The organism is Streptomyces bathyalis, from assembly GCF_015910445.1.
Lineage (GTDB): Bacteria > Actinomycetota > Actinomycetes > Streptomycetales > Streptomycetaceae > Streptomyces > Streptomyces bathyalis.
This window is the reverse complement of record NZ_CP048882.1, coordinates 1,609,723-1,635,736: the sequence shown is the minus strand read 5'-3', so window position 1 is coordinate 1,635,736 and position 26,014 is coordinate 1,609,723. Positions and strand designations below refer to the sequence as shown.

The 26,014-nt window shown below is 70.0% G+C and carries 17 protein-coding genes and 1 pseudogene; 14 read left to right on the top strand and 4 right to left on the bottom strand.

All coding sequences use genetic code 11. The annotated features are described in order from the left end of the window. The first annotated feature begins 22 nt into the window (after positions 1-22). The gene (locus tag G4Z16_RS07030) at positions 23-1,516 is read left to right on the top strand and encodes a M1 family metallopeptidase (protein ID WP_197349827.1); all 1,494 of its coding nucleotides are present in this window, start codon (positions 23-25) and stop codon (positions 1,514-1,516) included. Positions 1,517-1,722: 206 nt separating this feature from the next. Further along, entirely contained in the window at positions 1,723-3,231 is a 1,509-nt protein-coding gene (gene hflX / locus G4Z16_RS07025) for a GTPase HflX (RefSeq protein WP_197349826.1), read from the top strand. A gap of 119 nt (positions 3,232-3,350) precedes the next feature. Here the strand turns inward: hflX and G4Z16_RS07020 are convergent, their stop codons facing one another. Then, a complete protein-coding gene (locus G4Z16_RS07020; RefSeq protein ID WP_197349825.1) occupies positions 3,351-4,541 on the bottom strand; it encodes a trypsin-like serine peptidase in 1,191 nt (396 codons plus the stop codon). A 174-nt stretch (positions 4,542-4,715) separates the two neighbouring features. Continuing rightward, positions 4,716-5,921: a trypsin-like serine peptidase gene (locus tag G4Z16_RS07015; RefSeq protein ID WP_197349824.1), complete on the bottom strand. Its 1,206-nt coding sequence runs from the start codon at positions 5,919-5,921 to the stop codon at positions 4,716-4,718. Positions 5,922-6,297: 376 nt separating this feature from the next. Between G4Z16_RS07015 and G4Z16_RS07010 the strand changes: the two genes are divergently transcribed. The 4 genes from G4Z16_RS07010 (at position 6,298) to G4Z16_RS06995 (ending at position 13,206) form a co-directional block, all read left to right on the top strand. Further along, positions 6,298-8,280: an IucA/IucC family protein gene (locus tag G4Z16_RS07010; RefSeq protein WP_197354221.1), complete on the top strand. Its 1,983-nt coding sequence runs from the start codon at positions 6,298-6,300 to the stop codon at positions 8,278-8,280. Positions 8,281-8,313: 33 nt separating this feature from the next. Then, positions 8,314-9,141: a GNAT family N-acetyltransferase gene (locus G4Z16_RS07005; RefSeq protein ID WP_197349822.1), complete on the top strand. Its 828-nt coding sequence runs from the start codon at positions 8,314-8,316 to the stop codon at positions 9,139-9,141. Between the two features lie 104 nt (positions 9,142-9,245). Further along, entirely contained in the window at positions 9,246-11,120 is a 1,875-nt protein-coding gene (locus G4Z16_RS07000) for an IucA/IucC family protein (protein ID WP_197354220.1), read from the top strand. Positions 11,121-11,172: 52 nt separating this feature from the next. After that, positions 11,173-13,206 carry an ATP-dependent DNA helicase gene (locus G4Z16_RS06995; protein ID WP_197349821.1) on the top strand — a complete coding sequence of 678 codons (2,034 nt, stop codon included), beginning with the start codon at positions 11,173-11,175 and terminating at the stop codon, positions 13,204-13,206. A 97-nt stretch (positions 13,207-13,303) separates the two neighbouring features. On the opposite strand, the pseudogene lexA reads toward G4Z16_RS06995, so the two are convergent. Next, a pseudogene (gene lexA / locus G4Z16_RS06990) lies at positions 13,304-13,978 on the bottom strand (transcriptional repressor LexA); the annotation flags it as partial. Positions 13,979-14,553: 575 nt separating this feature from the next. On the opposite strand from lexA, the gene nrdR reads away from it, so the two are divergent. The 7 genes from nrdR (at position 14,554) to G4Z16_RS06955 (ending at position 22,300) form a co-directional block, all read left to right on the top strand. Beyond that, complete coding sequence (gene nrdR / locus G4Z16_RS06985) at positions 14,554-15,165, top strand: transcriptional regulator NrdR (RefSeq protein ID WP_197349817.1); 612 nt, start codon at positions 14,554-14,556, stop codon at positions 15,163-15,165. A gap of 139 nt (positions 15,166-15,304) precedes the next feature. Next, complete coding sequence (locus tag G4Z16_RS06980; RefSeq protein WP_197349815.1) at positions 15,305-18,187, top strand: vitamin B12-dependent ribonucleotide reductase; 2,883 nt, start codon at positions 15,305-15,307, stop codon at positions 18,185-18,187. 196 nt (positions 18,188-18,383) lie between these two features. Further along, positions 18,384-19,250, top strand: a complete 867-nt coding sequence (locus G4Z16_RS06975) for an SDR family oxidoreductase (protein WP_197349813.1) — start codon at positions 18,384-18,386, stop codon at positions 19,248-19,250. An 85-nt stretch (positions 19,251-19,335) separates the two neighbouring features. Then, the gene (locus G4Z16_RS06970; protein ID WP_028437448.1) at positions 19,336-19,944 is read left to right on the top strand and encodes a YdbC family protein; all 609 of its coding nucleotides are present in this window, start codon (positions 19,336-19,338) and stop codon (positions 19,942-19,944) included. Positions 19,945-19,972: 28 nt separating this feature from the next. After that, positions 19,973-20,626, top strand: coding sequence for a histidine phosphatase family protein (locus tag G4Z16_RS06965; RefSeq protein ID WP_197349812.1), 654 nt, complete (start codon positions 19,973-19,975; stop codon positions 20,624-20,626). A gap of 279 nt (positions 20,627-20,905) precedes the next feature. Further along, positions 20,906-21,601, top strand: a complete 696-nt coding sequence (locus G4Z16_RS06960) for a ribonuclease HII (protein WP_197349810.1) — start codon at positions 20,906-20,908, stop codon at positions 21,599-21,601. 276 nt (positions 21,602-21,877) lie between these two features. Continuing rightward, positions 21,878-22,300, top strand: a complete 423-nt coding sequence (locus G4Z16_RS06955) for a hypothetical protein (protein ID WP_343070721.1) — start codon at positions 21,878-21,880, stop codon at positions 22,298-22,300. A gap of 96 nt (positions 22,301-22,396) precedes the next feature. On the opposite strand, the gene G4Z16_RS06950 is transcribed toward G4Z16_RS06955, so the two are convergent. Further along, complete coding sequence (locus tag G4Z16_RS06950) at positions 22,397-24,589, bottom strand: RecQ family ATP-dependent DNA helicase (RefSeq protein ID WP_197349806.1); 2,193 nt, start codon at positions 24,587-24,589, stop codon at positions 22,397-22,399. Positions 24,590-24,729: 140 nt separating this feature from the next. Here G4Z16_RS06950 and G4Z16_RS06945 point away from each other — a divergent pair, with 140 nt between their 5' ends. After that, a complete protein-coding gene (locus tag G4Z16_RS06945; protein WP_197349804.1) occupies positions 24,730-25,980 on the top strand; it encodes a DUF4192 domain-containing protein in 1,251 nt (416 codons plus the stop codon). Positions 25,981-26,014: the final 34 nt, after the last annotated feature.

The following is a 26,014-nucleotide window of genomic DNA, read 5'->3' as shown; positions in this document are numbered from 1 at the left end:
AATCTGCTGATAGCACTGATGCATGGTCGACTCGTCCCGCGCAGTGAACAGACCCGCCCCGACCACCCGCACCCACCCGGCCGCCCGATCCGCCGCCCGTAACTCCGCGGCAGTCGCCTGCGCCGTCCTGGCGCTCGTCGGTGCCGGACTGCCGTCCCCGAAGCCGCTCGGCGTCGGCGACCGGCTCTTCCCCCACCTGGGCAACCCCGGATACGACGTGCGCGCGTACGACATCTCCTTCCGCTGGGGACGCAACAACACCGAACCGCTCGATGCCCGTACCGTCATCGACGCCGACGTCACCGCCCGGAACGGACTCACCCGTTTCAACCTCGACTTCAGCTCCGGCAAGGTGGCCTCGGTCAGCGTGGGCGGACGCACCGCTCGGTACGCACGGGCCGGCGAGGACCTGGTCGTGACCCCCTCCAAGAAGCTGCGCAAGGGCCAGCGCATGCGCGTGGTCGTCCGTCACACGAGCCCGACGAGTGAGGCGGCGACCAGCGGCTGGGTTCGTACCAAGGACGGCCTGGTCATGGCGAACCAGGCCGACGCGGCACATCGCGTGTTCCCCGGCAACGATCACCCCTCGGACAAGGCCCGCTTCACCTTCCACGTCACGGCCCCGAGATCGCTGACCGTGGTCGCCGGCGGGCAGCTGCGCAGCAAGGTGCGCCGCGGCGAGAACACCCGGTGGACCTACCGCGTCGCGCATCCCATGGCGACCGAACTCGCCCAGGTCTCCGTGGGCCGCTCCTACGTGCGCCGTGCGAAGGGACCGCACGGGCTGCCGCTGCGGGACGTGGTGCCGCGGCGGGACCGGGAGAAGCTGCTGCCCTATCTGAAGAAGACCCCTCGTCACCTGAAATGGCTGGAGCGGCGCCTGGGTCCCTACCCGTTCGAGACGTACGGACTGCTGGTGGCCGACGCCGACCTCGGATTCGCCATGGAGACCCAGACGCTCTCGCTGTTCGAGAAGCAGTTCCTCGCCGCCCCCGTCGTGCCCTCCTCGTACAAGGAGGAGGTCATGGTCCACGAACTCGCTCACCAGTGGCTCGGCAACAGCGTGTCACCCAGGAGCTGGGACGACCTGTGGCTGAACGAGGGCCACGCCACCTGGTACGAGTGGCTCTACGGTACCGGTCACGGCGGCACGGCGCTGACCTCGCGGGTGCGGGAGGCGTACAAGAAGTCCGACAGCTGGCGCAAGAACTACGGCCCTCCGGCCAGGCTGCGAGCGCCCAGGCCGGGCAACAAGATCGAGATCTTCCGCAAGAGCGCCTACGACGGCGCGGCCGTGGCGCTCTACGCACTCCGCGAGAAGATCGGCAACGAGGACTTCATGAGGCTGCAGCGTGAATGGATCACTCAGAACCGCGACGGAAACGCCTCCACCGCGGACTTCGTCCGGTTCGTCAACGCCGTCGCCAAGAAGGACCTGAGCGATTTCCTCAAGGACTGGCTGTACGGGAAGAAGACCCCGCCGATGCCGGGCCATCCGGACTGGCGCAGCTCCTGACCGGCGGCCCGCAGCCCAAGGGGACTGCGGGCCGTGCGGTGCAAATCCGGATGACTGCGCGGACCGCCCGTGCCACCATTTCACTCGGCGCAGGACGCGCATCGCGGGGCCGAAGGCGGGAATCAATACCGCCGGACGGGCGTTGCCCTATTGGGACGCTGACGCATTTCTCCGTCCCGCATCTCTCACTTCGACGTAAGGACCAAATGACCTACTCCTCTTCTCTTCCAAACAACGGCCAGCGTGTCACCGAGTCTGACCGCCGAGCTGACGCCCTGATGGAAGAGGACGTTGCTTGGAGTGACGGGATCGACGGCGAGCGTGACGGCGACCAGTACGACCGCAGCGAGCGGGCCGCACTGCGCCGCGTGGCGGGTCTCTCCACCGAGCTGGAGGACGTCACCGAGGTCGAGTACAGGCAGCTGCGCCTCGAGCGCGTGGTCCTCGTGGGCGTGTGGACCTCCGGCAGCGCACAGGACGCGGAGAACTCCCTCGCGGAGCTCGCCGCCCTCGCCGAGACGGCGGGAGCGCTCGTCCTGGACGGAGTCATCCAGCGTCGCGACAAGCCGGACCCGGCCACGTACATCGGGTCGGGCAAGGCGGAGGAACTCCGGGACATCGTCCTGGAGACCGGCGCCGACACCGTCGTCTGCGACGGTGAGCTGAGCCCCGGCCAGCTGATCCATCTCGAGGACGTCGTGAAGGTCAAGGTCGTCGACCGCACGGCCCTGATCCTGGACATCTTCGCGCAGCACGCCAAGTCCCGTGAGGGCAAGGCGCAGGTGTCACTGGCGCAGATGCAGTACATGCTGCCGAGGCTGCGCGGCTGGGGTCAGTCGCTGTCGCGGCAGATGGGCGGTGGCGGCTCCGGCTCGGCCGGAGGCGGCATGGCCACCCGTGGCCCGGGTGAGACCAAGATCGAAACGGACCGGCGGCGCATCCGCGAGAAGATGGCCAAGATGCGCCGTGAGATCGCGGACATGAAGACCGGCCGTGAGATCAAGCGGCAGGAGCGGCGCCGCAACAAGGTGCCGTCGGTCGCCATCGCCGGCTACACCAACGCGGGCAAGTCCTCGCTGCTCAACCGGCTCACGGGCGCGGGCGTCCTAGTGGAGAACGCCCTGTTCGCGACGCTGGACCCGACAGTGCGCAAGGCCGAGACGCCCAGCGGCAGGGTGCACACGCTGACCGACACCGTCGGCTTCGTCCGGCATCTGCCGCATCACCTGGTGGACGCCTTCCGCTCCACGATGGAGGAGGTGGCCGACGCCGACCTCATCGTGCACGTGGTCGACGGCGCACACCCCGCTCCCGAGGAGCAACTGGCGTCGGTCCGCGGTGTGATCAGGGACGTGGGAGCCTCTCACGTGCCCGAGATCGTGGTCGTCAACAAGGCGGACGCGGCCGAACCGCTCGTCCTGGAGCGGCTGTTGCGTGCGGAAACCCGGGCGATCGCGGCATCCGCCCGCACCGGGCAGGGCATCGAGGAGCTGCGTGCCCTCATCGACGAGGAGCTGCCGCGTCCCTCCGTCGAGCTGGAGGCGCTGGTTCCCTACACCGAGGGCAAGCTGGTCTCGCGCGTGCACAACGAGGGCGAGGTGCTCTCCGAGACGCACACCGAGGACGGCACTCTGCTCAAGGCGCGTGTGCACGCCGAACTCGCCGCGGAACTGCGCAAGTTCGAGCCGCAGGCGGCAGGCCCGCAGAGGCTGTAGCGGCGCCCCCGAAGCTGTCGGAGTCGTCCACGAGCGGCAACGACAGCACGGCCGTGGTCCCGCCACCGGAGCACCCGGGGGCGGACCGCGGCCGTTGCGGTGCGTCGTCTCTTCCGAGCTCAGTTCTTCCCGGCGTACTTCTTGCTGACGGCGTCGAAGACGCCCTTGGCGGTCGCCCCGAGGCGCGGCCCTGCCAGCCAGGTGGCGGGCTGCGGGCCGATCGAGTTGACCGAGACCAGCTCGGCCTTGCCGTTCCTGCCCTTCATGAACCAGCCGCCGCCTGAGGAGCCGCCGGTCATGGTGCAGCCGATGCGGTAGAGGGCGGGCTGCGACGGGTCGATCGTGAGCTGGCCGGGCTTGTCGGTGCAGCTGTACATCTTCGCGCCGTCGAACGGCGGCGCCGCCGGGTAGCCGTACGAGCTGAGCCCGGAGAAGCGTTCCGCGCCCGGCGCGCGGAAGTTGATCCGCACCGCGGCGCCGACGGTCTCCTCCAGGGACTTGCCGGCGGGCTGTACCGGCTTCACGTGCAGCACCGCGAAGTCCTGCTGCGAGCCGCCGCCGCCCGACGCGGAGCCCTGCTTGATCCAGTAGTCGCTGGTCTGCGCCCACTCGCCCCACCACTGGCCGTACGGGGCGACGTCCTGCGGCTGCGCGCCGCGCACCTGCGACGGCGGGAGGCCGCGGTTGTTGTAGGCGGGCACGAACATGATGTTGCGCAGCCAGCCGCCGTTCCTGCCCGAGTGCACACAGTGGCCCGCTGTCGCGACCAGGTTTGAACGCCCTGGATTCCGCGGGTCCTTGACCACCGTGCCGGAGCAGACCATCGGCCCCTTCGGGGTGTCCATGAAGACCTTGCCCGCGGGTGCCGCGTTCCGCGTGTACGGGGTGTCGACCCCGCGCGCCTGCACAGGCCGCGGCTCTGGACCGCTGGCGCTCGCGCCCGACGCGGACTCCAGGTCTTCGGGGACCCGTTTGCCGTTGTCCTCCGCCTCGTCCATGCGGTCGCGCTTCCAGTGGTCCTTGATGTAGGGATTCACGAAGTCGGAACCCTCACGGATCCATTGGTCGCGGTCCCAGTCCTTCCACGCGCCGTCGCGCCACTTCTCCAGATCCTCGAGGGAGCTGGGGAGGTCCTTGGGCAGGTTCTCCGGAAGCCCCAGGCCCTGGCTCGGCGACGGCTTCGCGGAAGCCTGGGCCTGCGCGTCCGCGCTGCTGCCGGCCTGGCAGGCGGTGGCGGCGAGCGCGAGCACCGCCAGCACCGCGGCGGCCGAGGTCGTAACTCGGCGCCTGTGCCTGCGTATCGGTGACATGTGAACGATCCCCCAGCGTGTAAATGGAAGCCCGAGCCCGGGCCCGGTGAGCGGCGCCCCTCGGCAGGTGTTTGGTGGCGCAGAGCGCGCCGAGGAGCCGCCGGAGGAGCTGGTCGAGAGCGGGGTGTTCGGGGCAGGCGTCTCCGCTTGCCCCGAACACCCCGCCGTTCGCGGTTACTTGGCGGAGAGGCTGTCGAAGACGCCCTTGGCTTCCCGCCCGATGCGCGGTCCGGCGAGCCAGCCGCCCTCGATGGGCCCGACGGACGTGACGGAGAGCAGTTCCCTGCCGCTCGGGCTGAGCCATCCGCCTCCGGAGGAGCCGCCGGTCATGGTGCAGCCGAGGCGGTACATCGTGGGCTGACGCGGATCGAGCGTCAGCCGCGCCGGCTTGCCGGCGCAGGTGAGCATCTTCGTACCGTCGAAGGGCGGCGCCGCCGGGTAGCCGTGCGCAGTCAGGCCCGGGATCGCCTTCACCCGGGGCGTGTTGAAGTTGACCTTCGCGGCCTTGCCCACGGTCTCCTCCAGCGAGGGGCCGGACTTCCTGTCCTCGGGGCGGACCTTCATCACGGCGAAGTCCTGGGGAGCGCCCTTACCGCCCGTCTTCGACCCGTTCCGGATCCAGTGGTCGGTGGTGCGTGCGTACTTCGCCCACCAGACGCCGTCAGGGGCGACGTCCTTCCGCGCCGCCTTCGCCAGCTGCGCGTTGGAGAGACCCTTCGGGTTGTAGCGGGGCACGAAGACGACGTTGCGGAACCAGCCGCCGCTCCGTCCCGCGTGCACGCAGTGGCCCGCGGTCGCGACGAGGTTGGACTTGCCGGGGTGCCGTGGATCGGTGACGACCGTTCCGGAACAGACCATCGAGCCCTGCGGGGTGTCCATGAACACCTTGCCGACCGGCGGACTGGACTTGGTGTAGGGCAGCTTGACCTGCTTGGCGGGCACGCGCTCGGGGGTGGGGTCGGTGTGGCCCTCGTCCGTGTCGCCGCCGCTCCCGCCGTCGTCGATCTCGTCCTCGTCGACCTTGCGGTCGTTCCCGTCGGCGTCCTTCATCCGGTCCGGGTCCCACAGGTCATCGATGACCGGGTTGATGAACTCCTTGGCCCGGCGCAGCCATTCGTCCCGGTCCCAGTTCTTCCACTCGCCGTTGCGCCACTTGTCCAGGTCCTCGAGGGAGCTGGGGAGGTCCTTGGGCAGGTTCTCCGGAAGGCCGAGGTCCCGCTTCTTCTTGTCCTGCTCGGCGGAGTGTGAAGCGCTGGGATCGCCCCCCGCGTTGTCGTCCTCAGGTCCGCACCCGGTGGCCGTGACGGCGAGCGCGGCGACGACCGCCGCGACGGCCAGCGCCGTACGCCGTCGCCGCACGTGCCCTGTGTCGGCTGACATGAATGAACTCCCCCTGAATGTCCTTGTGCCTCTTGAATTGTCACGGCCCCCCGAGGGGCGGCGAGTTGGAGCCTCCACCCGTACGGGCGACTCGGGGCCGCACCGGCGGAGCCAGGGGAAACTATGCCCCGTGGGGTGGGGGACGGGACCGGCAGGGTCCACGGTTCCGACCGTTTCACGTCACAGATCTTCACTTCGCCCGTGATCAGGGCGCTCCGGCTTCGTTGGTACGGACGGGGGAGGCGGCCCGCTCTTCTGCGGCGCCGAGTCGACACCGGAGGAGACCTCTGTGAACGCCCGTACCGGAGCGGATCGGTCAGTCCCGCGTGAACTCGTCCGTGAGGAGGCCGGTGCTCCGGTACCGCACTCGGCTTCCGTGCCACCCGCCCCGTCCGGATCACGTGTCCTCTCCACTCCTGCCGCCCCGTCCCCCGCCCCCGCGCCGGCGCATTCGGCGCTCCTTCCCGAGCAGGCGCAGAGCCCCGCGCGTTCCTCCCGTACGGGCGTGCCCGCGGCCGGGCAGGCCGGGACGGACGACCCGGCCCGGACGGCGGACGCCGCCGCCGTCAACAACCTGCTGTGCTGCTGGGTGCGGGAGAACGACATTCAGCGGCCGGCACAGGACCGGGACACCCTCGTGCTCCCCATGGACGCCACCGGTGTGGTGCTCCGCGTCCCGGTGCGCTACTGGTCGCCAAGTGGACGTCACGACTTCGGACCGCCGCTCCTGGACGGCGTCCGCAGCGGTGCCGCGCCGCTCGACGCGGTTGCCCTCGCCGCACTCATCGCACGCGAGGCCGTCCACCAAAGCCGCGCCGAGCGCCAAGAGGCCCTGCACGGAAGCGGCGGTCCCGCACCCCTCGCGCCCGTCGCGACTGCTCACGCCTCCGTCGACTCCGCCGACCTCGTCGCCCGTGTCGCCGATTCCGTGCGCCGCGCCGGCGAGTTCCTCGCGGAGCGCCGTGCGGCACCCGAACTCCCGCCGGGCAACGGCCCGTTCCTTGACGCCGAACAGTCGCTGGTCCTGGGACACCCGCTGCACCCGGCGCCCAAGAGCCGCCAGGGTCTCTCCGACGAGGAGTGCCGGGCCTACTCACCGGAAACGCGAGCGGCCTTCCCGCTGCACTGGATCGCCGTGGACGAGTCCGTCGTCGCGTGCGACTCGGCCTGGACGGAACGCGGCCGCGCCGTCAGTGCCCAGCAGCTCGCCGCCCGGCTCGCGGGCGAGGCGCTGACGTCCCGACTGCCCACCGGGACAGTGCCGTTGCCGCTGCACCCCTGGCAGGCCCGACGCCTCTCGTACCGTCCCGCCGTGGCCCGCCTCCTCGCCGACGGGCTCCTGCACGACATGGGCGAGGCGGGTGATGTCTGGCATCCCACGTCGTCCGTCCGCACGGTGGCGCGGCCGGGCGGGCCGGCGATGCTCAAGCTGTCACTCGGCCTGCCGATCACCAACTCCCGCCGGGAGAACCTCCGCAAGGAACTGCTGCGCGGCCTCGAGGTGCACCGGCTGCTGCGCTCGGGCCTCGGCGCGCAGTGGCGGGCGGTGCACCCCGGCTTCGACATCGTCCGCGACCCGGCGTGGCTCGGGGTCGACGGGCCCGACGGACAGCCCGTGCAGGGTCTGGACACGGTCATCCGGCACAACCCCTTCGAGCCGTCCGACGACGCCGTGTGCGTCGCCGGCCTGACCGCCGAGCTGCCCTGGCCCGGTGTGCCGCGCGGCGCGCTGCGCTCACGCCTGGCCGACATCGTGGAAGGCCTCGCCGCGCGGACGGACCGGCCCGTCACGACCGTCTCCACGGAGTGGTTCCTGCGCTACCTCGACGCTGTTGTCCGGCCCGTGCTGTGGCTGGACGCACACGCCGGTATCGCCCTGGAGGCCCACCAGCAGAACACCCTGGTGCTGCTCGACGGCGCCGGGTGGCCGTACGGCGGCCGCTATCGCGACAACCAGGGCTACTACTTCCGCGAGTCGCGGCGCGAGGCACTCCAGCAGCGGCTGCCCGGCATGCGACTCGGTGTGGACAGCGACTCCTTCGTCGACGACGACGTGGCCGACGAGCGCTTCGCGTACTACCTCGGCATCAACAACATCCTCGGCCTGATCGGCGCCTTCGGCGTCCAACGGCTCGCGGACGAGGGGGTGTTGCTCGCCGCCGCGCGGCAGTTCCTCCGGGTGCGCGCCCGCACGGGCGAGGGCGGCCCCGTATCGGCGCTGCCCGCCCTGCTGCTGGAGTCGCCGACGCTGCGCTGCAAGGCGAATCTGCTCACGCGGCTGCACGGCATGGACGAACTCGTCGGCCCTGTCGACACCCAGTCCGTGTACGTCACCGTCACCAACCCGCTGTGCCGGTGACGGGGTGAGGGCCACGAAGGGAGTTGCGCTCACGTGAACCGTCCGAACCCCGCTGCCTCCGGCACCCCGCAGACCTCCGGACAGTCCGGCGCACCGGGGGAGTCCGTGCCGTCCGGCGCATCGGGCAGCGACGACACTCTCGACCTGGGGCTCTCCGGTGACCTGGCGGCGCTTCTGGCCGAACACGAGCGGTACGGAGCACTCGCCCCCGACGGTCAGGGTCAACACGTCCGTCAGAAAAGGGAGTTACCGGCGGAGCACCCCGCGGCTCCACGCCAGAACCGGGAATCCGACCTGCTAGACCGCGTCGGCGACTGGCCGTCGTCGCGGACGCCGGTGGGCACCATGAGGCTCGTGCCGGTCCGCATGGACCGCGATCTGCCGCTGATCGCCGCCTGGATGAACGACCCCGCGGTGGCGGCCTTCTGGGAGTTGTCCGGTCCCCAGGAGGTGACGGCGAAGCACCTGCGGGCCCAACTGGAGGGCGACGGACGCAGCGTCCCCTGCCTCGGCCTCCTGGACGGCGTCCCGATGAGCTACTGGGAGATCTACCGCGCGGACCTCGACCCGATCGCCCGGTACTGCAGCGCCAAACCCCACGACACCGGCCTGCACCTGCTCATCGGCGGCGTGCCCGACCGCGGCCGGGGCATCGGCACGGCGCTGCTGCGCGCCGTCGCCGACCTCGTCCTCGACCAACGTCCGCGCTGCGGACGGGTGCTGGCCGAGCCGGACGTACGCAACGTCCCCTCCGTCGCGGCGTTCCTGAGCGCCGGGTTCCGGCTGTCGGCGGAGGTCGATCTGCCCGGGAAGCGCGCCGCGCTCATGGTCCGGGACCGGGCGCTGCGCGAAGTGCTCTGACGGCCCTGTCCCGGCCCTGCTGTCCTGTCCCCGAACAAAGGAATCTCACAGTGCACCTGCCGGCTTCCGACGAATCCCACGACGATCCCCGCGGCCCCGGCGAGATGAGCCTGCCGCCGGGCATGGACCCGGACAGCTGGCGCAGGGCCGGCAGACGGCTGCTGGTGAAGATGATCAGCGAGTTCGCGTACGAGGAGATCATCCGGCCCGAGCCCGACACGGAGCCGGACCAGGAGTCCCGTCCGGAGCCGGACACCGAGACCGAGGCGGCTGCCGGGTCCGGGGCCCGATCCGGCACGGAGCGGACCGCCTCGGCTGCTGCCCCGCCCGGTGCCCCCGCCACGCGCCTGTACCGCCTCCGCGTCAGCGACGACCTCACGCTCCGCTTCCGCGCCCGTCGCGGCGCCTACGGACACTGGATCATCGATCCGGCCTCACTGACCCCGGCCGGCACGGACCCGTTCGCCCTTCTGCTCCGCGCCCACGACACCCTTCTCGGCCTGACCGGCGACACCACGGGCCACCTCATCCGCGAACTGTCCGTCACGCTCCTCGCCGACGTACGGCTCAGCGAGCGCGAACTGCCCGCCGCGCGCCTTGCCGAGCTCGGCTACGCGGAACTCGAGGGTCACCAGAAGGGGCACCCCTGGCTCGTCGCGAACAAGGGCCGCCTGGGCTTCTCCGTGTCGGACGCGGCGCGTTGGGCGCCCGAGGCGCGCCGCGAGCAGTGCCTTCCCTGGCTCGCCGTGCGCACCGGTCTTGCCGACTACCGGGGCGTCCCCACGCTCGCCGAGCCGCACCGGCTCTACGAACGCGAACTCGGACCCGAGACCCTCCGGGAGTTCCGCCACACCCTTCGCTCACGCGGACTGCCCTCCGAGGACTACCTGTTCCTGCCCGTACACCCCTGGCAGTGGGACGAGACCATCGCACCGCTGTTCGCCGACTCGCTCGCCAAGGGCGACATCGTCCCGCTGCGCACCGACGGCGACCTGCGGTTGCCCCAGCAGTCGGTGCGTACGTTCCTCAACACCAGCCGCCCCGAGCGGCACACGGTCAAGCTGCCGCTCTCCGTGCTCAACACCCTTGTCTGGCGCGGCCTTCCGACGGAACGGACCCTCGCCGCGCCGGCCGTCACGCGGTGGATCCACGGGCTGCGCGACGGAGACGCCTTCCTGCGCGACGAGTGCCGGGTGATCCTGCTCGGCGAGGTCGCCTCCGTGACCGTCAGGCATCCCCTCTACGACAGGCTGCCGCAGGTTCCGTACCAGTACCGCGAACTGCTGGGCTGCATCTGGCGCGAACCGCTGACCGGGCAGCTCGACTCCGGTGAGCGGGCACGGACCCTCGCCTCCCTGATCCACACCGACGCACGCGAGAAGTCGCTCACCGCAGAGCTCGTCGAGCGTTCCGGACTGCCGCCCCGCGTGTGGCTGCGCCGCCTCTTCGCGGCCGTCCTGCCTCCGCTGCTGCACTTCCTCTACCGCTACGGAACGGTCTTCTCGCCGCACGGCGAGAACGCGATCGTCGTCTTCGACGAGGACGACGTGCCCGTACGGCTGGCCGTCAAGGACTTCGTCGACGACGTGAACGTCAGCGCCGATCCGGTGCCCGAGCTGGAGGACATGCCCGACGAGGTGCGTGAGGTGCTGCTGACCGAGCCTCCGCAGTTCCTGACCCAGTTCATCCACTCCGGCCTCTTCGTCGGCGTCTTCCGCTATCTCGCACCACTGTGCGAGGAGCAACTGCGGGTTCCGGAGGGGGAGTTCTGGTCCCTGCTCCGCGCCGAGACCGAGCGCCACCATGCCCGCTTCCCCGAGCTGAAGGACCGTTTCTCGACCTTCGACCTGCTCACCCCGCGCATCGAACGGCTCTGCCTCAACCGGAACCGTCTGCACATGGACGGCTACCGCGACAGCTCCGAGCGCCCGCACGCCGCTGTCCACGGCACCGTCGCCAACCCGCTCCACCTGGCGTGAGGCTGCCGGGAGCGGACGCGGTGTCAGAGGCGCCGCGTAGGGTGTCGGATCTATGAGCAAGCCCGCCCTCACCGAGCTCCTGCACGCTGCCGTCACCGCTGTCGGCGGTACGGAACGGCCTGGTCAGGTGGCCATGGCCGAAGCCGTCGCCGATGCGGTCGGCGACGGCACCCATCTGCTGATCCAGGCGGGCACCGGCACCGGCAAGTCCCTGGGCTACCTCGTTCCCGCGCTGGCGCACGGCGAGCCGGTCGTGATCGCCACGGCCACGCTCGCCCTTCAGCGTCAACTCGTGGAGCGCGACCTGCCCCGTACGGTCGAGGCGCTTCACCCGCTGCTGCGCCGCCGTGCCCCGTTCGCCATGCTCAAGGGCCGCTCCAACTACCTGTGCCTGCACCGGCTGCACGAGGGCGTTCCGCAGGAAGAGGAGGACGGCCTCTTCGATCCCTTCGAGGCGGCGGCCCCCACCTCCAGCCTGGGCAAAGACCTGCTCCGGCTGCGCGACTGGTCCGGCGAGACGGAGACGGGAGACAGGGACGATCTGCGGCCCGGCGTCTCCGACCGCGCCTGGTCCCAGGTGTCGGTCTCCTCCCGCGAGTGCCTGGGCGCCACGAAGTGCGCCTACGGCGCGGAGTGCTTCGCCGAGAGCGCGCGTGAGCGGGCCAAGCTCGCGGAGGTCATCGTCACGAACCACGCGCTGCTCGCGATCGACGCGATCGAGGACGCCTCGGTGCTGCCGGCGCACGAGGTCCTGATTGTCGACGAGGCCCACGAACTGGTCTCGCGGGTGACGGGCGTGGCCACCGGCGAGCTGACGCCCGGCGGCGTCAACCGAGCGGTCCGCCGCGCCGCGAAACTTATCGACGAGAAGAGCGCCGACCGGCTCCAGACGGCCGCCGAGGGCTTCGAGCGGGTGATGGAGCTGGCCCTGCCCGGCCGGCTCGAAGTCGTTCCCGACGATCTCGGGCACGTCCTCATGGCGCTCCGCGACGCCACTCGCGCCGGCGTCACGGCTCTGGGCAACACCCGCGACAAGTCCGTGCAGGACGAGGACGCGGTGCGCAAACAGGCCCTGGCGTCGATGGAGAACGTGCACGACGTCGCCGAACGCGTCGTGGAGGCCTCCGAGTTCGACGTGATCTGGTACGAACGGCACGACCGCTACGGCGCCTCGCTGCGTGTCGCGCCGCTGTCCGTCGCCGGGCTGCTGCGGGAGAAGCTGTTCGCCGACCGCTCGGTCGTCCTCACCTCGGCCACGCTCAAGCTCGGCGGCGACTTCAACGGTGTCGGGGCCTCTCTCGGGCTCGCTCCCGAGCGCGTGCTCGACGACGACTCCCCGGGCGGCGACGGCAAGGCGGCGGAGCACGAGACCCCGCGGTGGCGCGGCCTCGATGCGGGCTCTCCCTTCGACTACCGCAAGCAGGGAATCCTCTACGTCGCCCGGCATCTGGCCCCGCCCGGCCGCGAGCCGTCGCGGAGCGACATGCTCGACGAGCTGGCCGATCTGGTGGGCGCGGCAGGCGGCCGCACGCTGGGGCTCTTCTCCTCGATGCGGGCCGCCCAGACCGCCGCGGAGGATCTGCGCGGCCGGCTCGACGTCCCCATCCTGCTTCAGGGCGAGGAGACGCTGGGCGAGCTGATCCGCCGCTTCGCGGAGGACGCCGAGACCTGCCTGTTCGGCACGCTCTCGCTCTGGCAGGGCGTCGACGTACCGGGGGCGAACTGCCAGCTGGTGGTGATGGACCGCATTCCCTTCCCGCGCCCCGACGACCCCCTGATGAGCGCCCGGCAGAAGGCGGTCGAGGAGCACGGTGGCAACGGCTTCATGGCGGTCGCGGCCACGCACGCGGCCCTGCTGATGGCGCAGGGCTCGGGGCGGCTCGTGCGGGCTTCCGGGGACCGCGGTGTGGTCGCCGTGCTGGATCCGAGGCTGGAGAAGGCGCGCTACGGGGGCTTTCTGCGGGCCTCGATGCCCGACTTCTGGTACACGACGGACCGCAACCAGGTGCGGCGTTCACTCGCCGCCATCGACGCGAAGGCCAAGGAGTCCGCGGCCGGGGCCGGGAAGAGCGCCGCCAAGGCGTAGCCGCGAGTGTGCACACGGCGGAGCCGCCGGTTCCGGCGCAGTGGAACCGGCGGCCCGTTACTCGCGAGGGGCCCGGGGCCCGGGCCTTGCGCGGGCCTCAGACCCTGCGCAGCACCGCGACGACCTTGCCGAGGATCGTCGCGTCGTCACCAGGGATGGGCTGATACGCGGAGTTGTGCGGCAGCAGCCACACGTGACCGTCCTCGCGCTTGAAGCGCTTGACGGTGGCCTCGCCGTCGAGCATGGCCGCGACGATGTCGCCGTTCTCGGCGACCGGCTGACGCCTCACGGTGACCCAGTCGCCGTCGCAGATGGCCGCCTCGACCATCGAGTCACCGACCACCTTGAGCACGAACAGCTCGCCGTCACCGACGAGTTGACGCGGCAGGGGGAAGACGTCCTCGACCGACTCCTCCGCGAGGATCGGGCCACCGGCGGCGATCCGGCCGACCAGCGGTACGTAGGAAGCGGACGGCTTGCCCGTGGTGTCCGTGGTTACCTGGGTCGCCGGCGCATCCGAGCCGCGCACCTCGTAGGCGCGCGGACGGTGCGGGTCCCGCCGCAGGAAGCCCTTGCGCTCCAGCGCCATCAGCTGGTGCGCCACGGAAGAGGTGCTGGAGAGGCCGACGGCCTGACCGATCTCCCGCATGGACGGTGGGTAGCCCCGGCGCTGCACCGAGTCACGGATCACTTCGATCACGCGGCGCTGGCGGTCTGTGAGCCCCGAACTGTCCGCACGGACACCGGGAGGTCGCCCCGGCAGCGAGCGCTTCGCCTGCTGCGCGTCCTGCGCCTCCGCGTCCAGCGCGCCGTCCGCGTCGTCCACCGGCGTCACCGGCGGGATGTGGTCGAGCGACTGTGCGGCACGGTTCTGGGACGTGATGGTGGCGCTGTTTGCTGTGGTGGTCACGTCGGCCCCTCTCGAGCGTTTCTCCCTAGTGGGACAACGGTAGTTGGTTTCGAAAGGTTGCGCCAAACACACGTTCGAGTGAAAATCCCGGGATCGGCTGGCGGTGGCCCGCACACGCGGTGTAAATGCCGCATGCTGCCGAGGGTCGGCGCCGTCTCACAGAGTGTCGCAGGCGTGCCCCGCCCACGGGGGGCGCATCCGTTCTCGCGTACTCTCGTCTGCTGTCGCGTACCCCGACACGCTTTCCATCAACTGGCGTGCTGGCACCAGATCTAGTGGTTAGATTGGCGCGCGCCACCACAAGTTGTGGTCCCCCTGCTCCCAGTTGGGAGTTTGTGGACTATGCTTGTGGCAACTTCGCGGACTCCGGAAGGGGCCGCGCGAAGGCGTAACAGTCATGCACGAGGCGGGCTTTCGCAGGCTCAAGGAGGGTGGAAATGCACTGTCCCTTCTGCCGGAACCCCGACAGTCGCGTGGTCGACAGCCGGACCACCGACGACGGCACTGCCATCAGGCGGCGCCGCCAGTGCCCCGACTGCTCCCGCCGCTTCACCACCGTGGAGAGCGCGTCCCTGATGGTGATCAAGCGCAGCGGCGTCACCGAGCCCTTCAGCCGGGACAAGGTGATCGCCGGCGTGCGCAAGGCGTGTCAGGGCCGCCCGGTCACCGAGGACGCCCTGGCCCAGCTCGGCCAGCGGGTCGAAGAGGCCGCCAGAGCGACGGGCAGCGCCGAGCTGTCCACGCACGACGTCGGACTCGCGATACTCGGCCCGCTCCAGGATCTCGATCTCGTGGCCTACCTGCGGTTCGCGTCCGTCTACCGCGCCTTCGACTCCCTCGAGGACTTCGAGGACGCCGTGACGGAGCTGCGGGAGGCCCGCGCGGACGGCTCGCCGGCCGGCAACGGCGCAGGCGGCGAGGGTGACGGGGGCGAGGGGGAACCGGGAGTGCAGGAGCCCCGCGAGGCCCGCGGTGGCCGCGGGGAGAGCGGGGCCGACGGCGCGGACGGTGGCCCGGGAGCGCCGGTCACGGCGTCCGCCGCCGACTGAGCGGCGGGGCGTCGAGAAGACCTCGGGCTCCGGCGGGGGTGCGCATCGTGGCGCATGCCGCCGAGAGCCATGGAACAAGCAAGGTGTCCCGGGAAGATTCGGGGCGCATCGGGGCGTTATGCCCGTACAGGGAGGCGGAATGACAGAGACGACGAGCGGCCCGGCACGCGGCTCCCGCGCGAAGGGCGGCAAGGTGGCGAAGGGGCTCCGGATCGAGCGCATCCACACCACTCCCGGGGTTCATCCCTACGACGAGGTGGAGTGGGAGCGCCGTGACGTCGTCATGACCAACTGGCGCGACGGCTCGGTCAACTTCGAGCAGCGTGGCGTCGAATTCCCCGCCTTCTGGTCGGTGAACGCGACCAACATCGTGACCAGCAAGTACTTCCGCGGCGCGGTGGGCACGCCGCAGCGTGAGAACAGCCTCAAGCAGCTGATCGACCGCGTGGTGAAGACCTACCGCGCGGCCGGTGAGGAGCACGGCTACTTCGCCTCCCCGGAGGACGCGGAGATCTTCGAGCACGAGCTGGCCCACGCCGTGCTCCACCAGATCTTCAGCTTCAACTCCCCGGTCTGGTTCAACGTCGGGACGACCCAGCCGCAGCAGGTCTCGGCCTGCTTCATCCTCTCCGTGGACGACTCCATGGAGTCGATCCTCGACTGGTACAAGGAAGAGGGAATGATCTTCAAGGGCGGCTCCGGTGCCGGCCTGAACCTCTCCCGCATCCGCTCCTCCAAGGAACTGCTCTCCTCCGGCGGCAACGCCTCCGGGCCCGTCTCCTTCATGCGCGGAGCGGACGCATCCGCCGGCACGATCAAGTCGGGTGGCGCCACGCGCCGGGCCGCCAAGATGGTCGTGCTCGACGTCGACCACCCGGACGTCGAGGCCTTCATCGAGACGAAGGTCAAGGAGGAGGAGAAGATCCGTGCCCTGCGCGACGCGGGCTTCGACATGGATCTCGGCGGCGATGACATCACCTCCGTCCAGTACCAGAACGCCAACAACTCGGTGCGCGTGACCGATGCGTTCATGAAGGCTGTGGAGACCGGCTCGAAGTTCCCCCTCCGCGGGCGTATGACGGGCGAGGTCGTCGACGAGGTCGACGCCAAGGCACTCTTCCGGAAGATGGCCGAGGCGGCACACGTCTGCGCCGACCCGGGCATCCAGTACGACGACACCATCAACCACTGGCACACCTCGCCGGAGTCGGGCCGGATCACCGCCTCCAACCCGTGCAGCGAGTACATGCACCTGGACAACTCGTCCTGCAACCTCGCCTCGTTGAACCTGATGAAGTTCCTGCGGGACGACGACGAGGGGCACCAGTCCTTCGACGCCGAGCGCTTCGCGAAGGTCGTCGAACTGGTCATCACCGCGATGGACATCTCCATCTGCTTCGCCGACTTCCCGACCGAGAAGATCGGGGAGACGACGCGTGCCTTCCGTCAACTGGGCATCGGCTACGCCAACTTGGGTGCGCTGCTCATGGCCACGGGGCACGCGTACGACTCCGACGGAGGCCGTGCGCTGGCGGGGAGCATCACCTCGCTGATGACGGGCACGTCCTACCGGCGCTCGGCCGAACTGGCCGGGGTGGTCGGTCCGTACGAGGGCTACGCACGCAACTCCGACGCGCACAACCGCGTGATGCGGCAGCACTCCGGTGCCAACGACTTGGCGCGGCGCGCCGACGACCTGGACACGCCGGTGTGGGCGGCCGCGACCGAGGCATGGCAGGACGTGCTGCGGCTCGGCAAGAAGCACGGCTTCCGCAACGCGCAGGCCTCCGTGCTGGCGCCGACCGGCACCATCGGCCTGATGATGGACTGCGACACCACCGGCGTCGAACCCGACCTGGCCCTGGTGAAGTTCAAGAAGCTCGTCGGCGGCGGCTCGATGCAGATCGTGAACAACACCGTGCCCAAGGCGCTCAAGCGGCTCGGCTACCCGGCGGAGCAGGTCGAGGCGATCGTCGAGCACATCGCGGAGCACGGCAACATCGTCGATGCGCCGGGTCTGCGTCCCGAGCACTACGACGTCTTCGACTGCGCCATGGGCGAGCGCTCCATCTCCCCGATGGGGCACGTGCGGATGATGGCCGCGGCGCAGCCGTTCCTCTCGGGCGCGATCTCCAAGACCGTGAACATGCCCGCGTCCTCCACCGTCGAGGACGTGGAGGAGATCTATCTGCAGGGCTGGAAGCTCGGCACGAAGGCGCTCGCCGTCTACGTCGAGAACTCGAAGGTCGGCCAGCCGCTCTCCGCCAAGCGCAAGGAGGAGAAGGCCGAGCCGGAGAAGGTCGTCGAGTACCGGGCAGTGCGGCAGCGTCTGCCCAAGGGTCGGCCCGGCATCACCACGTCCTTCACGGTGGGTGGCGCCGAGGGCTACATGACGGCCAACTCCTACCCGGACGACGGGCTGGGCGAGGTCTTCCTGAAGATGTCCAAGCAGGGTTCGACCCTCGCGGGCATGATGGATGCCTTCTCCATCGCCGTCTCGGTCGGCCTGCAGTACGGGGTGCCGCTGGAGACGTACGTCTCGAAGTTCACGAACATGCGCTTCGAACCGGCGGGAATGACCGACGACCCGGATGTGCGGATGGCGCAGTCGATCGTCGACTACATCTTCCGGCGTCTGGCCCTGGACTTCCTGCCCTTCGAGACGCGTTCCGCGCTGGGCATCCACTCCGCGAGCGAGCGTCAGCGTCACCTGGAGACGGGCTCGTACGAGCCGTCCGAGGAGGAGCTCGACGTGGAGGGCCTCGCCCAGTCCGCGCCGAAGGCCGAGACCGTCAGGGAGGCCAAGGAGAAGGCGAAGGAAGAAGCCAAGGCCGAGGGGGTCAGCGAGTCACAGGCTCCGGTCCCCGCACCCGGCGGTGCCCACAACTCCACGGAGCTGATGGAGATGCAGCTCGGCCTCAACGCCGACGCGCCGCTGTGCTTCTCCTGCGGCACGAAGATGCGCCGCGCGGGCAGCTGCTACCTCTGCGAGGGCTGCGGCTCGACGAGCGGGTGCAGCTGACGGGCTGCTGATGTGTGAGGCCTGACAGGGCCGACGATGCGGGGACCGGCATGAGCCGGTCCCCGCATTCGCTTGTACGGACCGGGACTTGGCGGCGTCGTCCGACCAAGACCCTGACGGCAGACACGGGTGCTGGTGCGGGTGCGGGTGCGGGTACTCGGTGAGCGGGGTCGCGACTCTGGCGGAAGATGGTGGCATGGACGAACGGACGACGGACGGCGCAAGCAGGGCGGGCGGGGGAGCGGCAGGTCACATCCTGGTCACCGGCGGGACGGGGACGCTCGGACAGGCGGTCGTACAGCAGCTGCTCGAGGGAGGGCATGCAGTCAGGGTGCTCAGCCGCCGTCCGCGCCCGCACGTCCGGACCCGGAGCAAGACGGTCGGAGAAGCGGCGCCGGAGCCGGAGTGGGCGACGGGCGATCTCACCTCTGGTGAAGGGCTCGACGAGGCAGTGGCCGGGGTGGGAAGCGTCATCCACTGCGCCACGACCGGCACCGGCAAGGACGTCATGGCCACGCAACGGCTGACCGAGGCGCTCAGCCGATCCGGAGGCGGGGCCCACCTGATCTACATCTCCATCGTGGGCGTCGATCTTGTGCCGTTCTTCTACTACCGGGCGAAGGCGGAGGCCGAGCGGATCGTCCAGGGCAGCGGGCTGCCGTGGACGATCCTCCGTGCCACCCAGTTCCATGACCTGATCGCGCGCGTCACCACGGTCCAGCGGTGGCTGCCCGTCACGCTCTACCCCGCCGGACTGTCCTTCCAGCCGGTCGAGGTGGGAGAGGTCGCCGAACGCCTGGTGGAGCTGGCCCTCGGGGCACCTGCCGGACGGGTGGACGACATGGGCGGCCCCGAGGTGCGCACTTCCCGGGAGCTGGCGCAGCTGACCCAGTACGCATACCGGCGACGCCGTCCGCTGCTGCCCGTTCCTCTCGCGGGCAAGGCCGTCCGGGGCTACCGGGCCGGGCATCACACGACGCCCGGACACGCTGTGGGCCGCAGGACCTACGCCGAGTATCTCGTCGCCGCCGCGGCCGCCGAAGGAGACGGTCGCAAGCGGTGATGCGCCGGTGCGGGAGGCGTGGATCCTACGCGCCCGCGGACCGTGTGCGTACGGCTTGTCACCCGGTTGGCCGTACCATGGCGCAGTGCTGGTCAAGTGGATGCGCTGCACCGTCGTGGACCGTCGGGGGTTCGAGCGGGGGCAGCGGAAGTGGGCTGGGCTGCTCGGTGAGCCGGGTTTCCGGGGGCAGGGCGGCGGATGGAGCCGTTCCAGGGAGAACGTGGCGCACCTCTTCGGATTCTGGGAGAGCCGTGCCTTCTACGACTCCTTCATGGCGCGCTCCCACGACCGGCTGCACGCGGCCCAGGTCGGCACCTACAAGGACATGCGCGTCCGGCTCTTCGAGTACCGCTTCGATGTGAAGACCGGCTTCCGGCCCGTCTTCGCCGACGCCGATCTGCTGCGTGTCGCCCACTGCCGGGTGCGCGGCGACCGCATCGAGCACTACACGCTGATGCAGGAGAAGGTCTGGAATCCGGCGATGGCCGGATCCCCGGGCATGCTGCGCGGAGTGTTCACGCAGGCGCAGACCGAGGACGAGTTCATGGTGCTCTCGATGTGGGACTCCGCGGCGGAGCACGGCAAGTACCGCACGGAGCGCGTGGAACGGCTCGCACTCCGTGCCCAGATCGGAGCCGATGTGACCGGAATCGCCGGTGACGTGATCGACCTCGAGCCTTCGTGGACCGTCTGACTTCTCCGACGCGCCATAGAGTGGCCGTATGGCACGACCGAGGCGCATCGTCCTGGTCCGGCACGGAGAGTCGGAGGGGAACTACGACGACAGCATCTACGAGCGCGTGCCCGATCACGCCCTGGCGCTGACCGAGAAGGGCGTGCGGCAGGCCGAGGCGACCGGTGAGCAGCTGCGCGCGCTCTTCGGCAAGGAGAGCGTCTCGGCTTACGTTTCCCCGTACCGGCGCACGCTCCAGACTCTCGCCGCTTTCGCGCTCGACCCGGCTCTGCTGCGTGTGCGCGAGGAGCCGCGCCTGCGGGAGCAGGACTGGGGGAACTGGCAGGACCGCGAGGACGTACGGAAGCAGAAGCAGTACCGGAACGCCTACGGGCACTTCTTCTACCGCTTCGCACAGGGGGAGTCCGGAGCGGACGTCTATGACAGGGCCGGCGCGTTCCTGGAGAGCCTCTGGCGCAGCTTCGAGCGCCCCGATCATCCGCCGAACGTCCTGATCGTCACGCACGGCCTGACCATGCGGCTCTTCTGCATGCGGTGGCTGCACTGGACCGTCGCGGAGTTCGAATCGCTGTCGAACCCGGGGAACGCGGAGACCCGTACGCTGGAATTGGGGAAGGACGGGCGCTACCACCTCGACCGCCCCTTCGAGCAATGGTGCACACCGCGCTCGTACGGAACCTGAACGTGACGCCGCGTGGGCGCCGGCCGGGAACGGCAGGTGGCAGCGGAGCGGACGCCCCACGTGGACGACGAGAACCGAACGACGCAACGTGAATGCATCATCATGAACGCCGAAGCCCAAGACCCCGCAGCGAACGGCCAGTCGGTCCGTCCGGACGGCAAGTCCCAAGCGCCGCACGGCACATGGGACGGTCCCCCGCGCGACGAAGAAGAGAGCACCGGTCCTTGTGCCGGGCCCGCCGGGCAGGAAGCGGAGGACCGGCGCTACGCTGATCCGGCCATGCCGATCACACCTCCCACTCACCGCGTCGAGCGGTCGATCCGCGCCAAGACGGGTGCCAAAGTCGTGGCCGGAATCGACGAGGTGGGCAGGGGAGCCTGGGCCGGGCCCGTCACCGTGTGCGCCGCAATCACGGGGCTGCGGCGACCGCCGGAAGGACTCACCGACTCCAAGCTGCTCACGGTGAAGCGGCGCACGGAACTCGCCGGCGTCCTCGACGAATGGGTCACGGCTCATGCCCTCGGCCATTCCTCCTCCGAGGAGATCGATGCTCTGGGCATGACGGCAGCACTCCGGCTCGCCGCCTCGCGCGCACTCGATGCCCTGCCCGTCTGCCCTGACGCAGTGATCCTCGACGGCAAGCACGACTATCTCGGCACTCCCTGGCAGGTGCGTACCGTCATCAAGGGAGACCAGTCGTGCATCTCCGTGGCCGCTGCTTCCGTTCTGGCCAAGGTGCGCAGGGATGCCCTCATGGCCGAAATCGGAGCGGATCACGCCGACTTCGCCTTCGCGGACAACGCCGGCTACCCCTCTCCGGTGCACAAGACGGCTCTGCAGGCGTTCGGTCCCACTCCGCTTCACCGGATGTCGTGGGCGTTCATGGATGCCCTGCCACGGTGGCAGCACCTGAAGCGCACGCGCGTCGTCCCGGACGAAGACACCCCGGCCGCCGAGCAGATGGGCTTCTTCTGAGACGGGTCCCCGAGACCCGGGAGCCGACCTGGAAATCCCTGGCCGAACCCGCTTACCCAGCTCGTTCCGGCGTTTGATAGACAATCCCTCATGCCTCTCACTCCCGAGGAGCCACAGATTCAGGAGAGCGCCCCGGGCAGCCGCAACTCCGCGGCAGCGACCCGGACTCCGCAGGCTTCCCGTCCCGCAGCACCCATCCCAGGCCCCCGGGCCCCTTCGCGTCCCACGCCGCCGCGCGCGGACAGAAAGGGACCGACCCCGGCCCGTCCCGGCTCCGTGCGCAGCGGTTCGCAGCGCGCGAGCGCCGCGCCCGCCCGCACCTCTGCGGCGATCGAACTGGTCACCGCCACGGACACGACGGCGGTGGACGTGGCGGACGAAACGGTGGACAAGCTTCTCGACGAGGGAACTGCGCCGGGTGACGTTCTTGTCATCACGACCGGCGAGCAGCATCCGTGGGCACAGCATGAACTCTCCTTCGGTGAGGACGCCTACTGGCGTCAACTGGCCGACGCTGAGGACGTCTTCTGCGTACACACCTCGGCGACGTCACGCGTCACGCGGCGCGGCGTCGTCGTCCTTGCCGTCAACGGAGGTACGGACGCGCAGGCCGCCGAGGCCCTGCCCGCCGCGCTTGCGAAGGCAGGACGCAGCCTGATCGTCGTCGGCGACCCGCAGCGGCTGCGCCAGCTCCTCTGAGCGGACACAGAAGCCACCTGTCAGGCCCAACGGGCACGTGGGAAGGGCCACTACCCTGCTCCGGTATGCGCGGCGGCAACGACGCCGCGCACCCGGTCACCCCTGTACGGCGAGGACCAGCGGCAGGACCCCTTGCGCCCCGGCTCGCAGCAGAAGCCGTGCCGCCACCGCGAGGGTCCAGCCCGTGTCCGTGAAGTCGTCCACCAGCAGCACCGGACCGTTCGCTTTCGCCACTGCCGCCGCCAGCGGCTCGGGCAAGGTCAACGCTCCGTGCAGGGCACGGAGCCGCTGTGCCCCGTTGCTGCGCGCGAGCCCGCCGTGTGGAGCGCCTTCTGCGTAGGTGACCGTGCCGAGCAGAGGCATGCGCCCGATCTCCGATATGCGATCGCCCAGTGACCGCACCAGTTGGGGCCGGGTGCGGGAGTCGACGGTGACCACCCCGACGGGGCGGGACGGAGCGTCCGGGGCGCCCGTACCCCAACCACCGGGTACTTTGGCCCAGTCGGCTAGGACATCGACCGCCGCCGCCACGACGTCGTCGGGCACTGGAGCGTCCTCCGCTCCCTGCGTGAACAGCGGACGGAGCCGGTTGCCCCAACCGATGTCCGAGAGCCGTCCCAATGCGCGGCCGGTGGCAGCCTGTTCGCCGGCCGGGATGCGCCCCTTCAGATCGATACCGATGGCAGGCAGTCCCGTCGGCCACATCTTGCGGGGCTCCACCTCGACCCCGGGCCGGGCGAGTTCGCCGCGGGCCGCCTCAAGCGTGACCGCGGAGACGTCGGCCGTGAACCGTGGGCCCGAGCAGTTGTCGCAGCGCCCGCACGCGGCTGCTTCTTCGTCGTCGAGCTGCCGGCGCAGGAATTCCATGCGGCATTCCTTCGTTGCCGCGTACTCCCGCATGGCTTCCTGTTCGGTCTCACGCTGGCGCGCGACCCAGGCATACCGTTCCGCGTCGTACTCCCATGCCTGGCCCGTGGCGGTCCAGCCGCCCCGAACCCGTCGCACCGCTCCGTCCACGTCGAGGACTTTCAGCATGGTCTCGAGGCGCGACCGGCGCAGTTCCACCTGCGGTTCCAGCGCGGGCAGCGACAGCGGGCGGTCCGCGGCGCCCAGCACTTCCAGGGTCCGGCGCACCTGGTCCTCGCCGGGGAAGGCGAGGGAGGCGAAGTAGCGCCAGATCGCCTCGTCCTCCCGGCCGGGCAGGAGCAGCACCTCGGCGTGCTCGACGCCGCGGCCTGCCCGGCCCACCTGCTGGTAGTAGGCGATGGGGGAGGAGGGGGAGCCGAGATGGACGACGAATCCCAGGTCGGGCTTGTCGAAACCCATGCCGAGTGCCGACGTCGCCACCAGGGCCTTCACCCGGTTGGCCAGCAGGTCCGCCTCTGCCGCCTCCCGTTCTGAGTTCTCCGACCGGCCCGTGTAAGCGGCCACGGTGTGCCCCTGGCCCCGTAGGAAGGCCGTCACCTCCTCAGCGGCCGCGACGGTCAGGGTGTAGATGATCCCGGAGCCCGGCAGCTTTTCGAGGTGGTCGGACAGCCAGGCCATGCGGTTGGCCGCGTCGGGGAGCCTGAGGACGCCGAGGCTGAGGCTCTCCCGCTCCAGCGGCCCGCGCAGTACCAGCGCACCCTCTGCCTGCGTATCCGTACCGGAGCCGTCGGCAGGGGCGTGGGTGCCGAGCTGCTCGGCCACGTCTGCCGTCACCCTGGCGTTGGCCGTGGCGGTGGTGGCCAGCACGGGCACGCCAGCTGGCAGCTCGGCGAGCATGGTGCGCAGCCGGCGGTAGTCAGGCCGGAAATCGTGACCCCAGTCCGAGATGCAGTGCGCCTCGTCCACCACGAGCAGGCCCGTGGCCGCGGTCAGTTCGGGCAGGACCTGATCCCGGAAATCGGGATTGTTCAGCCGCTCCGGACTCACCAGCAGCACATCCACATTGCCTTCGGTGATCTCGGCCTGGATCGCTTCCCACTCCTGCGTGTTCGCGGAGTTGATGGTGCTCGCGCGGATGCCGGCCCCCTCCGCGGCCGCCACCTGATTCCGCATCAGCGCCAGAAGGGGAGAAACGATGACGGTGGGCCCTTCACCGGCGGCCCGCAGCAGCGCTGTCGCGACGAAGTAGACCGCCGATTTCCCCCAGCCCGTGCGCTGGACGACGAGAGCCCGCCGCCGCTCCGCGACCAGGGCCTCAATCGCCCGCCACTGGTCGTCGCGCAGCCGGGCCTCGCCCGAGGCGTCACCGACGAGGCGGGCGAGAACAGCATCGGCCTTGAGGCGCAGCTCCGTGTCATTCATGGCTCCATGCAACCGGATGCCGCAAGCATTCGGCCAATGAGCCTGTGGATAACCGATCTGCCAGTACGACGGAAGTACTAACCGGGGTGCTTGTGGATAACTCGGGGCAAGCTTGGACTCTTTGCCTGCACGGTTGCCTCATGACACAGCGAGACAACCCGCACCGCGGTCACAGCGAAGAAGAGAGCAACCGCGAGAGCGACTGCACCGTGCATGCCCCGCTCCATGCGTCGGCAGAGGCGAAGAGCGAGATCGCGTTGCGCAGCCCCGCCGAGCTTGCCGACGCGCTGCCCTACCTGCTCGGCTTCTATCCCGACGACTCCATCGTCGTCATCGCCCTGCACGGTCCTCGGGGGCGCTTCGGCGGCCGGATCAGGATCGGCATCCCCTCCGACCGGGACGAATGGCCCGCCGTCGCCCAACAGGTGGCCGCATGTCTGGAGAGCGAGGTGAAATCCCGCGACCGGAGGCCCGAGGGGGCCATCGTCTTCCTCTGCCAGGACACCGGCCCCGGCCAGAAGAGGGAGGAGATCATGGAGGGGCTGCAGCCGCTGGCCCAGGTGCTTCGTACCGCATGCGGAGCCCGGGAGATCCCGGTCTTCGAGGCGTTGTGCCTGTCCGACGGCTTCCACCGGTCGTACTGCTGTCCGGACTCCGATTGCTGTCCGCCCGGGGGGCGCCCCAAGGACGAGGCCGGCACTTCGGCGATGGCCGCCGCAGCCGCGTTCGCGGGAATCCAGGTGCGCGGCTCCCTCCGGGAGATGGAGCGAAGGCTCACAGCGATCGGCGCCGACGTGGCTCAGGCTCAGGAACAGGCCCTCGATTCCGCGAGCTCGGCCCTCGTCCCCCGCATGCTGGACCCCGACGAGTGCGCGGCTGTGAGGGCCGAGACTCTCCGGCTGGCCTGGTCCCTGATCATCCGGTTCGGAGATGCCCTCCCGGATGAAGGCGACAACGCCCTTGCGGATGCCCACGACGACGAACTGCTCGGCCATGACGACGCGGCGGCGATGATCATCGGGCTCCAGGACCGAAGGACGCGGGACCGGGCGGCGGAGTGGATGGAAGGCCCTGACTGCGGTCCCGCGGTACGGCTCTGGCGGGCTCTGGCCCGACGCTGCGTCGGGTCGTACGACGAGCACGCGGCAGCTCCCTTGACGCTCGCTGGATGGGTCTCCTGGTCGGCAGGCGACGGACCGTCAGCCAGGGTCGCCCTCGACCGTGCCCTTCGCAGCGACCCGGACTACGTCTTCGCCAAGCTGCTCCACCGGGCCTTCAACGACGGCGTGGATCCGGAGCCCTTGCGTCGCTGCATGCGCAAGGAGCGGGCGTTGCGCCAAGCGCAGGAAAAGCAGGGCCCAGCAGGCCCGGGGACCTGCGCCGTGCCGTGACCAGCATCGTCGTCAGCCGTTCATCTCAATGCAG

What these genes read in the sequence shown, in the direction of transcription:
- G4Z16_RS07030 (WP_197349827.1), top strand. Translation starts at nt 23, where the DNA reads ATGGTCGACTCGTCCCGCGCAGTGAACAGACCCGCCCCGACCACCCGC.
- hflX (WP_197349826.1), top strand. Translation starts at nt 1,723, where the DNA reads ATGACCTACTCCTCTTCTCTTCCAAACAACGGCCAGCGTGTCACCGAG.
- G4Z16_RS07020 (WP_197349825.1), bottom strand. Translation starts at nt 4,541, where the DNA reads ATGTCACCGATACGCAGGCACAGGCGCCGAGTTACGACCTCGGCCGCC.
- G4Z16_RS07015 (WP_197349824.1), bottom strand. Translation starts at nt 5,921, where the DNA reads ATGTCAGCCGACACAGGGCACGTGCGGCGACGGCGTACGGCGCTGGCC.
- G4Z16_RS07000 (WP_197354220.1), top strand. Translation starts at nt 9,246, where the DNA reads ATGAGCCTGCCGCCGGGCATGGACCCGGACAGCTGGCGCAGGGCCGGC.
- G4Z16_RS06995 (WP_197349821.1), top strand. Translation starts at nt 11,173, where the DNA reads ATGAGCAAGCCCGCCCTCACCGAGCTCCTGCACGCTGCCGTCACCGCT.
- nrdR (WP_197349817.1), top strand. Translation starts at nt 14,554, where the DNA reads ATGCACTGTCCCTTCTGCCGGAACCCCGACAGTCGCGTGGTCGACAGC.
- G4Z16_RS06980 (WP_197349815.1), top strand. Translation starts at nt 15,305, where the DNA reads ATGACAGAGACGACGAGCGGCCCGGCACGCGGCTCCCGCGCGAAGGGC.
- G4Z16_RS06975 (WP_197349813.1), top strand. Translation starts at nt 18,384, where the DNA reads ATGGACGAACGGACGACGGACGGCGCAAGCAGGGCGGGCGGGGGAGCG.
- G4Z16_RS06965 (WP_197349812.1), top strand. Translation starts at nt 19,973, where the DNA reads ATGGCACGACCGAGGCGCATCGTCCTGGTCCGGCACGGAGAGTCGGAG.
- G4Z16_RS06960 (WP_197349810.1), top strand. Translation starts at nt 20,906, where the DNA reads ATGCCGATCACACCTCCCACTCACCGCGTCGAGCGGTCGATCCGCGCC.
- G4Z16_RS06950 (WP_197349806.1), bottom strand. Translation starts at nt 24,589, where the DNA reads ATGAATGACACGGAGCTGCGCCTCAAGGCCGATGCTGTTCTCGCCCGC.
- G4Z16_RS06945 (WP_197349804.1), top strand. Translation starts at nt 24,730, where the DNA reads ATGACACAGCGAGACAACCCGCACCGCGGTCACAGCGAAGAAGAGAGC.